11 protein-coding genes are annotated in these 14,200 nt (G+C 38.0%); 7 read left to right on the plus strand and 4 right to left on the minus strand.

The window, feature by feature from the left end; translation table 11 throughout:
• Positions 1–727: 727 nt before the first annotated feature.
• The 4 genes from htpX to ABU615_RS03360 all read right to left on the minus strand — a co-directional run bounded on the left by htpX (position 728) and on the right by ABU615_RS03360 (position 6,866).
• Positions 728–1,582, minus strand: coding sequence for a protease HtpX (gene htpX, locus ABU615_RS03345; protein WP_370389212.1), 855 nt, complete (start codon positions 1,580–1,582; stop codon positions 728–730).
• Between the two features lie 238 nt (positions 1,583–1,820).
• Positions 1,821–3,080, minus strand: coding sequence for a glutamate-5-semialdehyde dehydrogenase (locus ABU615_RS03350; RefSeq protein ID WP_367487520.1), 1,260 nt, complete (start codon positions 3,078–3,080; stop codon positions 1,821–1,823).
• A 162-nt stretch (positions 3,081–3,242) separates the two neighbouring features.
• Complete coding sequence (gene ppk2 / locus ABU615_RS03355; protein ID WP_100151997.1) at positions 3,243–4,175, minus strand: polyphosphate kinase 2; 933 nt, start codon at positions 4,173–4,175, stop codon at positions 3,243–3,245.
• A gap of 339 nt (positions 4,176–4,514) precedes the next feature.
• A complete protein-coding gene (locus tag ABU615_RS03360) occupies positions 4,515–6,866 on the minus strand; it encodes a penicillin-binding protein 1A (protein WP_267408732.1) in 2,352 nt (783 codons plus the stop codon).
• A gap of 180 nt (positions 6,867–7,046) precedes the next feature.
• On the opposite strand from ABU615_RS03360, the gene pilM reads away from it, so the two are divergent.
• From pilM to aroB, 7 genes are all read left to right on the plus strand, one after another.
• Positions 7,047–8,096, plus strand: a complete 1,050-nt coding sequence (pilM, locus tag ABU615_RS03365; protein ID WP_370389213.1) for a type IV pilus biogenesis protein PilM — start codon at positions 7,047–7,049, stop codon at positions 8,094–8,096.
• A gap of 1 nt (position 8,097) precedes the next feature.
• On the plus strand, positions 8,098–8,766 hold the full coding sequence (locus ABU615_RS03370; protein WP_267391055.1) for a PilN domain-containing protein: 669 nt from the start codon (positions 8,098–8,100) through the stop codon (positions 8,764–8,766).
• 13 nt (positions 8,767–8,779) lie between these two features.
• On the plus strand, positions 8,780–9,439 hold the full coding sequence (locus ABU615_RS03375; protein WP_370389214.1) for a type 4a pilus biogenesis protein PilO: 660 nt from the start codon (positions 8,780–8,782) through the stop codon (positions 9,437–9,439).
• 52 nt (positions 9,440–9,491) lie between these two features.
• Positions 9,492–10,028, plus strand: coding sequence for a pilus assembly protein PilP (locus tag ABU615_RS03380; RefSeq protein WP_267404826.1), 537 nt, complete (start codon positions 9,492–9,494; stop codon positions 10,026–10,028).
• A gap of 36 nt (positions 10,029–10,064) precedes the next feature.
• The gene (gene pilQ, locus ABU615_RS03385) at positions 10,065–12,248 is read left to right on the plus strand and encodes a type IV pilus secretin PilQ (RefSeq protein ID WP_267391052.1); all 2,184 of its coding nucleotides are present in this window, start codon (positions 10,065–10,067) and stop codon (positions 12,246–12,248) included.
• 267 nt (positions 12,249–12,515) lie between these two features.
• The gene (locus ABU615_RS03390; RefSeq protein ID WP_370386956.1) at positions 12,516–13,058 is read left to right on the plus strand and encodes a shikimate kinase; all 543 of its coding nucleotides are present in this window, start codon (positions 12,516–12,518) and stop codon (positions 13,056–13,058) included.
• A gap of 6 nt (positions 13,059–13,064) precedes the next feature.
• Positions 13,065–14,147 carry a 3-dehydroquinate synthase gene (gene aroB / locus ABU615_RS03395; RefSeq protein WP_367432877.1) on the plus strand — a complete coding sequence of 361 codons (1,083 nt, stop codon included), beginning with the start codon at positions 13,065–13,067 and terminating at the stop codon, positions 14,145–14,147.
• Positions 14,148–14,200 lie beyond the last annotated feature (53 nt).

Genomic DNA, 14,200 nt, shown 5'->3' on the forward strand with positions numbered 1-14,200 from the left:
ACCTGATGAACAAATAAGAAAACATACAAACAACTGATTCAGTAAAGATTAACCTGAATAAAATATTAGTTTGAGAATAAGCTTATAGAAAGCAAAAAGATAAAATGCGAACATTTTTCAAATTCCTAAACTTATATGTTCAGCATTAATCATAAGTTTTATGCAAAAAACTATTTAGATAACTAATTTCCATAACATCTATCAAGACAAAAACCCTCATCAAAATAGACAGAAAAATTAATCATAACTCATTAAAATTTGAAATAAATATCAAATTTGAAGTACCAAATAAATCATAATTTTTATATGTTATTCATAAAACCAGAATAACTCGTATAGCTAAATTCTTAAAACTAAAAACAGATTTATTATTCAATTACAAAGGTTTGAACTAGTGCATTTTTAAAAGAATATTTTGAAGAAATTGTTTATTTATCACTGCAGTGTTCAGAATTACCTTAATTATAAATCTAAGACTGAAACAAATAAGGGAAATATTCGATCAGAAACTTATAAATACTTTTTATAAAAAGCCGAAAAATCATAAATCCACAAACTTTTTTTTCAGTTAACCTATGGCTTCAGTATAAATCGGCTATTACTAATTTCTAATGAACCTTATTTATAATAGTACTCAGCAATTTAGCTTCAAAATAATTACTAGCATTTTGCACAAAATAAATATAAGAGGTTGATTTAAAGCAGTCTACTTATAAAAATACAGATTTCACATTTGGCGCAATCGATTAATTCGATTATCCAACGTTGGATGTGTGCTAAACAAAGAGTCATCCGATTCACTGGCAATTCCCAGAGCAGACATACCAGTCGGCAACTGACTGGTTTCACCTTTCAACCGCTGCAAAGCAGCGATCATTTTTGGTGCACCCACTAAACGTGCAGCACCGGCATCTGCCCGATACTCACGCTGACGGCTAAACCACATCACAACTAGACTGGCCAAAAAACCAAATATAATTTGCAAAATCAGACTTATTGCAAAGTAGGTTCCCTGAGACACTTCTCCATTTTCATCTCTGGACATAACATCTGCAATACGGCGTGCCCAGAAAAACACAAATGTATTTACCACACCCTGTAACAATGTCATTGTCACCATATCACCATTACCAATATGTGCCATTTCATGAGCCAGCACAGCTTCTACTTCATCCTGAGACATACCATGTAACAAACCAGTACTCACCGCGACAAGTGAGCTATTTTTAGTAGCACCAGTCGCAAAAGCGTTGGGTTCTGGAGAATCATAAATCGCCACTTCCGGCATAGTAATATTCCACTGATTTGCCAGCCGGGCTACAGTGTTTAGTAGCCATGCCTCCGCAGCACTTTGAGGTTGACCGATTATCTGACCATCGACCGAAGCAAGAGCTAGCGATTTTGACATCAACAAAGAGATAAACGAACCGGTAAAACCCACTACAGCTGCCACTAACAACAAACTGCTGGTCGTATTACTGTTAAGCCTAATACCCAAAAATGCACATAAGATGTTCAGAACAATATTAATAACGATAATAACGGCTAGATTTGTAGCAATAAACAATAAAATGCGTTTCACATTATGCCCTTTTAATTTCTGCAGAATTTAATCAGCACAATATAATATTGACATATAAAAATCTAAATACCAAACTTGAAACAAACAGTTTATAAATCAGAAGTCACAAACAAAAATTATCATATAAAGTTAAAGAAATGATTTAATTCACGAATTCAACTTTGAAAAGCGACATTCTGTATAGAGAAAGAAACATTCAAGTCAAAAGAATATAGCGATGATTAAAACAGACTAATCCCTAAATACGTACCTCTCCATGTCCCAAAACAATCCACTTCTGGCTGGTTAACCCCTGCAACCCTACTGGACCTCGTACATGGATTTTATCAGTAGATATACCAATTTCCGCCCCAAGACCATACTCGTAGCCATCTGCAAAACGAGTAGACGCATTCAGCATAACACTAGCAGAGTCTACAGCACGCAGAAAAAGCTGAGCATGTAGCAAATCATTGGTTACAATACTATCAGTATGATGGCTGCCAAAATGATTTATATGCTCTATCGCGTCTTCAATATTGGCAACTACCTTAATAGACAGAATTGGAGCCAAATATTCAGTAGACCAATCTTCCTCAGTAGCCGGTAAAACATCATCCTTCAAAATCTGCACAGTTTGCGCACAACCACGTAATTCAACATTTTTCTCAGCATACTTTTGCTGTAGTAAAGGCAATAACTTTTTTGCTTGGCTAGTATGAATCAATAAGGTTTCCATAGTATTGCAAGTACCATAGCGCGAAGTCTTCGCGTTTACAGCTATATCAATTGCCATTTCTGCAGAAGCGGAAGCATCAATATAGACATGACAAATACCATCAAGATGTTTGATTACCGGTATCCGCGATTTTTCCTTCACTCTTTGCACCAGCCCTTTACCGCCACGTGGAATAATCACATCAATATATTCCGGCAGATTAAGCAGCACATCAACACCTGCTCGATCAGTCTCAGTAATCAGATTAACAGCTGCTTGGGGTATTCCAGTTTCAATCAAAGCAGAATTGATGACAGCAGCAATAGCTTTATTGCTATTAATGGCTTCACTCCCGCCGCGTAATAAACAACTATTACCTGCTTTCAGACATAAAATCGCCGCATCCAGCGTCACATTCGGGCGTGATTCATAAATCATGCCAATTACACCAAGCGGAACACGCATTTTACCAACCGTGATACCACTTTGCAGAGTTCTAAAATCATCCATTTCACCTACTGGATCAGGCAGTGCAGCAACCTTATGAACACCTTCAATCATCGAATCAATACTACGATTACTCAGATGCAGGCGATCAAGTAAAGCAGCATCCAATCCCTGTAAACGTGCTGCCTTCATATCCGCTTCATTGGCTGCAAGAATCAGGTGCTGTTGTGCAGCTAGATTATTAGCAATCAGCATTAAAGCCTGATTTTTCTGTGCAGCAGAAACTCTAGTCAGAGAATAAAAAGCCTCTTTAGCTGCTTTAGCCGTTTCAGTAATATATTCGGTCAATTCCACGTGAATTTACTTTCCAGAAAAAAAACACTAAAATCATTCTTATTCTCATATAAAATCACAAAGAATACATTTACCCAATTACAACTACCCTTGCATATACCCTGAAATCCACATGATAGGTAAAAATTATCAGGCTAATAGAACCCTGCACACATAATAGAACTAATCAATATGTGTATCGGTAGAATCCTTAAAATTGGTTTGTGGCCTCAACACTATTAAGTGGTCAACAGCACCAATGGCATTGGTATCCTTACCTGGATAATCAAGTTCAGTCAAAAAATGGCGAATACAATTCAGACGGGCTCGTTTTTTATCATCGGATTTAATAACCGTCCAGGGTGCATCACCGGTATGCGTATGAAAAAACATATCATTCTTAGCTGCCGTATAATCATCCCAGCGATCCAGAGACTGAATATCAACAGGCGAAAGTTTCCAGTGTTTCAACGGGTCGTCACGACGAGAAATAAACCTACGCAACTGCTCTTCTCTAGAAACAGAAAACCAAAACTTAAACAGATAAATCCCGCTGTTAACCAACATACGTTCCAATTCTGGTGTTTGACGCATAAACTGCAAATATTCATGTGGCTGGCAAAAACCCATTACTCTTTCCACACCAGCACGGTTATACCAAGATCGATCGAAAAAAACCATCTCACCACTTGTCGGCAAACGCTCGATATAGCGTTGAAAATACCACTGCCCTTTTTCAGTTTCAGTCGGTTTTTCCAGCGCTACAACTCGGGCACCGCGCGGATTGAGATGTTCCATAAATCGCTTGATTGTTCCCCCTTTACCGGCAGCATCCCGACCTTCAAATAAAGAGACAATTTTCTGACCAGATTCCTTAACCCAGTTTTGCACTTTCAACAGCTCAATTTGCAATCTAGCTTTCTCACGCTCATAAGTAGCCCGACGCATCCGAGTGCGGTATGGATAACTAGCCGGCAAAGGTGCTGAAGACGAATCTTCATCGGAATGTTTTCCTCGATACTCCAGCACACTTTTTTCAAAAACATTTAATTTAGTGTCTTTATCCTGATTGTTCACTTCAGAGGATTGTTCAGGCTTTAGTATCTGCTCACTCATATTCTTCCTTTCCTATTATGGCTCAGAGTAAGCCAAATTTTCATTTTAAGAAATGTGATAATCTGTATAAGTATTGTAACTCAATGTACAGTCTGCTTACCAAACAAAATGTCATAGATTAATAAAACCTTAGTCTATTACAACTATGACAACTAAAAACCACTGTAATTTCAAAAATTCTAATTTTCAAATATTCATTTCCATAATAAAAAATCTAATTCAACCAGATAACAAATAATTTTTTAAATTTAAGTTTTCTTTTCAAAAATATATTCAATAAAAACGGGTATCTGTACAGATTACCCGTTTTTATTAATAAATATCTTTATCTAATATCGTTTAGAAAAGAGAATCTAATTGGCCATTATTACCTGACTGCGGAACAATTGGAATTTCAGCACCATCATCATCTCCATCATTATTACTATTTCCCTGCTTTGGCGTAATCGGCCCGTCAGCTCGATTATCCAGTGGTAGATCAGGATTAGTTGTCTGATATTCCTTCAGATAGAATTCACCGGATTTCTGAACAATTCCGGCAGGTACTGGTGTATTTACAACCGGTTTATCTTTTAACGCATAGCGCATGTAATCAAGCCATACTGGCACTGCAATCGTACCACCAAAAGCAGAACGTCCCATACTGCGTGGACGGTCATAACCAATAAATACCGCACTAACTATATTCGGATTGAAACCTACAAACCAAGCATCCTTATTATCATTAGTCGTACCTGTTTTACCCGCTATATCACTGCGTCCCAATGCATGAGCACTATAAGCAGTCCCATGATTAACCACGTCCATCATCATGTGATACAAAATAAATGCATTACGCGGATCTATAGCCATGGGAGCATTCTGTTTAGCCACCAACGGCTGCATCTGCGCGCGCAAATTACCACGACTGTCATAAATTCGGTCAATCACATAATTGGAAACCTTGTATCCCCCATTAGCGAAAATTGCATAGCCTTCAGCCATTTGCATTGGCGTTACCTGCCCACTACCCAATGCCATCGACAAACTGTTGGGAATCTGATCTGGCCTAAAACCGAAATGCTGCACATACTGTCTGGCATAATCCACCCCCATTGCCATCAAAATACGAATAGACACCATATTTTTGGAGGCAGTTAATGCTTGTCGCAGTGTTATAAATCCAGCATAGCGTCCATCCGAATTTTTTGGTGCCCATGCACGTCCACCATTACCCATACCTGGCAAAACAATCGGCGCATCATTAACCATCGTAGCCGGCGTAAAACCTTTAGCAATAGCAGCAGAATAAATAAACGGTTTAAATGATGACCCAGGTTGCCGTTTTGCCTGAGTGGCACGATTAAAACTACGGCGGTAAAAGTCGTAACCTCCCACAAGTGCTTTAATTGCCCCTGTCTGAGCATCTAAAGCAACAATTGCACCTTGAAGTTCCGGTTGCTGCACTACACGGTAACTATTACCTTCTCTATGCACATGAACTACCGAACCAACACGCACGGATGCTTCACCCAATTTAGCATTGTTAATTGCACGCTTTATCCAGTTATAACTATTACCACCAATGCGCATCTCCCCTACACCAGCGATATAAACTACTATTGAATTGGAATTCAGAGCCGTCACCACAGCCGGCAGCATCCCATCCACCGCTGAGCGATTGGCCAAATACTGCTCTATCTGTTCATCGCGAATATCATCTGGAATTTTGCTTAAATCAAAAAAGCCTTCAGCACCCCGATAAGCAGAACCTCTATCAAAATTGTTCAATACCTTACGCAGCGCCTGAGTAGCTACTGCCTGATCCTGAGAATTTACTGTGGTATAAACCTTGAATCCTTGGGTATACGCCGCGTCACCATATTTTTCATACATCTGCTGACGTACCATTTCAGCGACATAAAGAGCATTCTGATCTATAGCCTGCTGATAATGCACATACTTTAATGGTTCAGCATAAGCGGCATCAGCCTGAGCCTGAGTAATTTTGCCCAGTTCAACCATATTATTCAGAATATATCGCTGACGCATTTTAGCCCGTTGTGGATTTACAACAGGATTAAAAGTAGAAGGAGCCTTAGGCAAACCGGCCAGAATCGTCGCCTCTGCCAAATCTAATTGTTGTACAGGCTTATTAAAATAAACCAAAGAAGCAGCTGCAAAACCATACGCACGCTGCCCCAGATAAATCTGATTAAAGTAAAGTTCCAGTATCTGATCTTTAGTCAGTTTTTGTTCAATTTTATAGGCCAGCAAAGCCTCATTGAACTTGCGCGTATAGGTACGCTCATTAGTAAGATAAAAATTGCGAGCCACCTGCTGAGTAATAGTACTGGCTCCAGATTGCACACCACCAGTTAGATTAGAAATAAGCGCACGGCTAATGCCAATAAAGTCAACACCACCATGTTCATAAAACCGCTTATCCTCAGCTGCAACAACAGCATCTTTCAGTACTTGTGGAAAATCATTGATACGAGTAAAAGCACGTCGTTCTTCACCAAACTGCCCCATAAGCTTGCCATCAGCAGAATAAATGGTAAGTGGCATTTTCGGCTGATAATGAGTTACAGCTTCTAGAGAAGGCAATTTAGGATAAGTTACCATAATTGCAATCGCCACCAGACCAGCAGCAAATAGCGCCAGTCCTACAAACAAACCAACGGTAGATAGCAATAATTTTCTAATCATAATCAACTAATTTTCATTTAAAGGCTGCGAAACATATTCAAAATAAAGTAAACTTTGTTCTTCATTTCGTTAGCAACATACAAATTTGAGTTTTAAGCACTTCATCACCCGTTTGATAAACAGACAGAAAGCCCTTTCATGAAACTGAATAATTTCAAAATAAATTCAAAGAATAAGAAGGTGGCCACAACTTCATCGAGACAGTGTCTTGGTATCAGTCTTACTGATAAAAGCATTAACATGGTGCTCCTGAATGCACGCAGTTTAAATCAATTTCGTCTCGAAAAATACGTTGTTGTGCCTTTGCCAAAAAATATTATTGGTAACGGCAACATCGAAAATCATGATGAACTTGTTGTTCATCTACAACAGGCTAAACAAATGCTCCAAAGCAATTGTCGCAACATTACCGTAGCCATTTCACAAAAGCAAACCTCCATCCAGTTTCTAGATAGAGATGAAGATACAGAGTATACCGAAGAAGAACAAATCATGGCTGAATTGAGTCAATATGACTCAATGGATGATGTAAGTTACGACTATCAGAATGTCAGTATCAATGAGAATGGAAAAGAAAGTTTGCTACTGGTCAACAGCAAACGGGATGACGTCAATATTCTGATGGATGCTTTTACCGATGCAGGTATCACACCCACACAAATGGATGTCGATATACTGGCAATAATGAATAGCGCCATCACATGGATAAATATCAGACAGCCTGAATTAACAGAAAAATGTATCGCAGTTTTCAATATTGATTACGGTGAAACACAAGCAATTATCATGCGTCATGGCAAATTACTTTATAAACAAGAAATTAATCTTGGCTATGATCATCTGATGCAATCCTTGCGGCGAAACTACCAGCTGACTGATGAAGAAGCGTGGGAAATGCTCTATAGTCAAACCAAGCCAGAAGATTACAATCAGACTGTAGCGCAGCCATTCCAGCAACAATTTATTCAGGAAATACAGAGAGTTTTACAATTTTATTTTACTTCGGCTAGTCAAGAAAATGAAATTGAAGAAATCCTTGTTTTTGGTTACAGCAATAATCAGGCAGCCAATAGCCTTGCTGACAGCATCAGCCAGCAAACCAGTATTCCTGCGCAACAGATTAACCCTATACTGTTAGCACAGCCCAGTGATGCAATTCAACAGGCAAAATTGCAACAGGACAGTAGTTTATTAACCGTAGCCTTTGGCTTGGCCGTAAGAGGATTATAAGATGTTACCTTTATTAAAAATTAATCTGCTGCCCTATCGAGAAGCCTTACAAACCAAACAAAAGAAACAATTTCAGACTCTACTGGCCGTTGCTGCTTTAATCGGTGTAGGTCTGGCAGTATTAGGCTACTTAGCTATAGATAGTCGGGTTAGCAGTCAAGAAGCCCGTAATCAAGTATTAAAAGATGGAATAGACAAACTGGATGGAGAAATTAAACAGATCGCTCAATTACAAGATGAGCGCAAAAATTTCACAGCCAGACAAGAAAAAGTAGAAGAGTTATCAAATAAACGTTTTGAAGCAGCTCGTATACTGGATACGTTGAATACATTAGCACCTTTAGGATTGTATATAACCAGTATAGAAGCTCAAGATGCCAATACATATGTCATTAATGGTAAAGCTTTTAGTGATGCTAAAACTGCAGCTTTCATGAATGCTTTACCAGGACAACTATTTACAACACCTGAATTATTAAATATCAAACGAGTTAATAATACTCAGGAATTCAGTATTCGTATACGTTTAAATAATCTTATTGGCCAGCAAGAAGATATGAGAGAAACCAATCAGGCTATTAACCCAAACTCTTCATCAACTGAACTAAATCAGGATACAGAAGCACCTCATCAAGAAAATGAGTCTAGTGCATCTGAACCAACAAATTGAAGGAGTACTGACAATGGCCAAAAATATAGATCTTAAATCAATAAATCTAAATTTCCTCTCCCAACAAGCTAAACCTGTACAGCTAGGCATAGCCGGTGGTATCATTGTATTGGTACTTCTTATTGCCTATTTCTTTGTTTACAGCGGATTAAATGAACGGCTTAGTGGATTGAAGGAAGAAGAAGAATCTCTAAAGCAAACCTATACTGAAAAAAGTAAACAGGCAGCTAATCTTGATGTATTGAAAGCAGAACTTAATAATATTAATGGTTCATTTCATTTATTATTAAAACAGCTCCCAACACAAGCAGAAATCCCTAATCTTATTCAAGAACTACATGAATGTGCTACTAAAAATGGTTTAAATATGGATAGTATCACTCCGGCACAAGTTCTTAATTCAAACTCAGATGATCAGCCACAAAATAAATCAGATCAACAAGTTATTCAAACCTTACCTTACAACATCACATTGACAGGTAATTATAATCAGATAAGTCAGTTTCTTCGTGATGTAGGGAAGCTATCGCGAATAGTCACATTAAACTCAATCGTACTAAAACGAAATGAGAAAGATAATACGCTTACCTTAAACGCAGTTGCCAATACATATAAAGCTTTAACAGATGCAGAAATTAAAGCTCAAAATAAAAATAAAAACGACCAAAAATAGGCTGCCTATAGCTGTAATTAGGGTAATTTAATATATAAGCAACGGAAAAAATATGAATAAATATCTAATCTGCCTGTGTATTTTTACACTGAGTGCCTGTTCGGCAGCAAATGAAGATTTACATGAATGGATGCGGAATACCAGCCAACAGGCAAAAATCAAACCCATGAAACAGAAGCAAACTACAATAAATATTCAGCCTTCTTACACCCCTCCTCCACAGCCTCAAATGAATATATTTGAACCTGCGCGTCTCAAAGCAGGTTTACAAGGTGCTAATGCACCTGATCTAAACCGACCTAAACAAATCTTGGAAAATTATTCATTAGATGAATTGCATTATGTTGGTTTAATTAAAGGAGCGGGAAAAGCACCATCTGCATTCATTTCAGTAAATGGACATGTATACACTGTTAATCTGGGTAATTATCTGGGTCAAAGCTATGGACGAATTACTGCAATAACACCTGATGAAATTGTTATATCAGAATTAGTTGAAGACTCATATGGCAATTGGACTAGCAGAAAGGCTAGTTTACCCTTGCAGGCTGCTGACGCAGCATCTTCAGAGACATCCGGTCAGAACTGAAAAAAGTAACCCATTTAAAATTAAGAAGGTACCAATATGAAAATTAAAACCATATCTATTTTGTCCACTCTGGGTCTGGGTTTACTGAGTCAGAGTCTTTTTGCCGGCAACATAACAGCCATCAATGTCGGTGCGTTGCCAAACCAGCAACGTCTGATTAAAATTCAGTTTGATAAAGACCCCGCGTTACCTAAAGGTTTTACAACCGAAAATCCTGCACGAATTGCACTGGACTTTGCTGGGACAGGAATAACCTTACCACAGAATTTACTCAAATTTGATGATACAGTTTTACAGCAAATTGAAGCTGGTCAAACTACAGACAAATCTCGTGTAATGCTATCATTAGCCAAAACTGGCCAGTACAATGCTGTAATTAAAGGCAATGAAGTCTGGGTATATGTACAGGAATCTATTCCGTCCAAAAATAAAGTAAAAAATAAATCAGAAAAAATTACTACTTCTCCGGCAACAGTCAACACACCATATACAGCAACAAATAACATTACAGAACAAGTTGTCAGCCGTCAGCCTGCCAGTTCAAATAGTAACGCATTTGATCAATCAGCTTCTGTACCGATAAATATAGATTTTCAAAAAGGGAAAAATGGTAATGGTGTAATTTCCATTAGTGGTTTAAGTGACAAAGGAGAGCCAACAATTAGACGCAATGCATCTAATTTGGTTTTAACCTATAAAAATGTACCTTTGTTAACAGAACAACAACGTAATCTTGATGTAACCGATTTCAGCACTCCTGTACGGACTATTCGCCTGCGCAGGATTGGCAATGATACCGAAGTAAACATTCAAATGCAGGGGGACTGGGATTATTCCCAAATTAAAAGTGGGACTAATCTGGTTCTTCAGGTTACCCGCAAATTTGATTTAGACTCTAAAGGCTTACAATCAAATAATAAATCCTTCAAAGGAAAACGGGTTTCACTTGATTTTCAAGACATTGATGTTCGCACAATCCTACAGATTCTGGCTAAAGAATCAGGAATGAATATAATAGCGAGCGACAGTGTTCAGGGCAAAATGACAATATCATTAAAAGATGTTCCTTGGGATCAAGCTTTAAATTTGGTTATGGAAACTCGAAATCTTGATATGCGTCGCGAAGGAAATGTTATCAATGTTGCTCCACGTGACGAACTGATGAACAGGGATACAGCATCATTAGAACAACAAAAAAAATTAGATGACTTAGGTCCCCTGATTTCTCAGACTTTCCAACTTAAGTACCGTAATGTTGAAGATTTTAAAAAGATTTTGCATTTATCCGATGATGGTAACAGTTCATCAGATAAAAGTATTTTGAGTCCACGCGGCAGCGCATTATTGGATCCCGCAACAAATACTTTAATCATTACCGATATTAGTAGTGTAATTAAGAAATTTGAAAAACTGGTTGCTCAAATTGATGTTTCATCTCAACAAGTATTAATCGAAGCACGAATCGTTGAAACTACAGACAGTTTTGCCCGTGAATTGGGAACTAAATTTGGCTACTATAGAGGAACTTATCGAAATGGTATTGGTGGTAGTGTATCCCTTAAAGATGAAGATCGAGGTACAACACGTGACCCTAATTTTGAACTAGGTTTTCCTAATGTCAACCTTGGCGTATCCAATCCAACATCAGTAGTATCATGGGTGCATAAATTTGCATCTGGGGCTCTCGCTTTAGAGCTTTCAGCCTCACAAGCTCAAGGCAAAACCAAAATTATCTCTTCTCCACGAGTATTAACACAAGATAGAAAAGAAGCAAAAATTGAATCTGGTTATGAAGTACCTTATCAGGAATCAACTTCCAGCGGTGCAACTTCTACCAGTTTCAAAGATGCCGTTCTTGGCTTAAAAGTTACCCCACAGGTTACACCTGACGGTAATATTATTATGACATTGAACGTACAGAATGACAGGCCCATAGCATGCTCAAATGTTGCACCTGATGTTCTCCGTTCTGGCGACATTTGTATGCAAAAGCGTAATGTAGTGACTCAGACAATGATTGAGAATGGTGGTACTTTAATTATTGGTGGTATTTACAATGAAAATAATGAAAACAGTATAGATAAAGTACCTTTACTTGGCGACATCCCAGGTATTGGCAATCTTTTCAAACACAGAAAAAATACCCAACAACGTAATGAATTACTCGTATTTATCACACCTCGTGTAGTCGATTCAAGCAGTGCCCCATTAAAATATTAAGTAAGCATTTTTAACTTCGTCAGCCTGTTTATAACAGGCTGACTTTTTTTTCAATTTATAAAGTCAGAAATTTTCAAACATACTTAAAAATAAAATTATTTGAGAAATACAATTACTAATGACTTAAAATAATATTTATAGTGACTTTATAACTATAGCTAAAAAAATTTTCACACCCAACGTTTCTGTTTCAATCAAAGCAATTCCAGATAATGGTTTTTCTGCCAATTAATGCGTAAATTCTTATACTAAGTTACAATTACAAACATGGATAACATCGCAGGCAATCTGATTTTAATAGGTCTAATGGGGGCAGGTAAAACTACTCTTGGAAAACAACTTGCCAATAAACTGAAACGCATTTTTTATGATAGTGACCAGGTAATTTGTGAACGTACCGGAGTATCAATTCCTACTATTTTTGAGCTCGAAGGAGAAGCAGGTTTTCGCAGTCGAGAAACAGCTGTTATTAGTGAGCTGACACAACAAAAAGATGTTGTTATAGCAACAGGTGGTGGTGCTATATTGCAAATTGAAAACCGGCTTAATTTGCAGCAGAATGGACATGTGATTTATCTTCATGCGCAACCTGAAGTTCTATTAAACAGGATACGGCACGATAAAAATCGCCCTCTTTTGCAAGTCTCAGACCCTTTAGCAAAATTGCAGGAATTATATAGCTTGCGTGATCCCATCTATCGAGCTACGGCACATACTGTTTTAGATGTGAATAGCCCCTACAGCTTCCACTCACTAAATCGTTTAATTCGTTTACTACGTCAACATTCTAAACAAATACCTCAACTTTAAATCATCATGTACACACTTAACGTTGCTACCACATCACATCAGTATCCTATATTTATTGGAAGCAACCTGCTTGAATCCGCAAATCATCTTTTGGCACCCTATTTTACAAACAAAATTGCACTTATCAGCAATGAAACCGTAGCGCCTTTATACCTGCAGCAATGGGAAAAAATACTAAATCATTCAGGACGCGAATATTTCAATATTATTTTGCCTGATGGAGAAAAATATAAGAACTGGCAAACACTTAATCTGATTTACGATGGTCTAATGCAAAATCGCGCCGAACGCAAAACCACCATTATGGCTTTAGGTGGCGGAGTAATTGGGGATATGGCAGGGTTTGCTGCTGCAACTTATCAGCGTGGTGCTCCATTTATACAGATTCCTACAACACTACTTAGCCAGGTGGATTCCTCCGTAGGTGGAAAAACAGGAATTAACCACCCTTTGGGTAAAAATATGATTGGTGCATTTTATCAACCTCAGGCTGTGTTTATTGATTTAAATAGCTTACATACTTTGCCACCACGTGAATTTTCAGCAGGTATGGCAGAAGTCATAAAATACGCAGTGCTGGGGGATATAGAATTTCTGGAATGGCTAGAAATCAACATCGAAGCATTGATTAATCAAGACCCTGAAGTATTGGCACATGCGGTTCATCGTTGCTGTCAGATGAAAGCAGATATTGTTGCGGCCGATGAAAAAGAAAGTGGTGTCAGGGCTCTTTTGAATCTAGGCCATACATTCGGCCACGCCATTGAAGCTGAAATGGGTTATGGTAACTGGCTTCATGGTGAGGCTGTTGCTGCAGGTACTGTACTTGCTTGCCGTTTATCTGAACAACTTGGTTATTTGCATCAGGATGATACTCAGCGTCTAATCAAATTATTATCACAAGTTAACCTGCCTGTTACGCCGCCTAAAATGTCTTTAGAAGCTTGGCTGATGCATATGAGCCATGATAAAAAGGTTATCGATGGTAACATGCGTTTTGTGGTGTTGAAACAATTGGGTGAAGCAACAATTACTGACAATGTAACAACTCAAAACCTAGCAGCAACATTGAACCAATATATAAGTTGAAGCATGTTAGAATTGACGTTAGAAAATTTATCAACTTTAAGTTAACACAGAAC

The organism is Snodgrassella alvi (assembly GCF_040741455.2).
Classification (GTDB): Bacteria; Pseudomonadota; Gammaproteobacteria; order Burkholderiales; family Neisseriaceae; genus Snodgrassella; species Snodgrassella alvi_E.

Excerpts from the sequence above, each read along its gene's own strand:
- ppk2 (WP_100151997.1), bottom strand. The coding sequence starts at position 4,175 with ATGAGTGAGCAGATACTAAAGCCTGAACAATCCTCTGAAGTGAACAAT.
- aroB (WP_367432877.1), top strand. The coding sequence starts at position 13,065 with ATGTACACACTTAACGTTGCTACCACATCACATCAGTATCCTATATTT.
- ABU615_RS03375 (WP_370389214.1), top strand. The coding sequence starts at position 8,780 with ATGGCCAAAAATATAGATCTTAAATCAATAAATCTAAATTTCCTCTCC.
- ABU615_RS03360 (WP_267408732.1), bottom strand. The coding sequence starts at position 6,866 with ATGATTAGAAAATTATTGCTATCTACCGTTGGTTTGTTTGTAGGACTG.
- ABU615_RS03380 (WP_267404826.1), top strand. The coding sequence starts at position 9,492 with ATGAATAAATATCTAATCTGCCTGTGTATTTTTACACTGAGTGCCTGT.
- ABU615_RS03390 (WP_370386956.1), top strand. The coding sequence starts at position 12,516 with ATGGATAACATCGCAGGCAATCTGATTTTAATAGGTCTAATGGGGGCA.
- ABU615_RS03370 (WP_267391055.1), top strand. The coding sequence starts at position 8,098 with ATGTTACCTTTATTAAAAATTAATCTGCTGCCCTATCGAGAAGCCTTA.
- pilQ (WP_267391052.1), top strand. The coding sequence starts at position 10,065 with ATGAAAATTAAAACCATATCTATTTTGTCCACTCTGGGTCTGGGTTTA.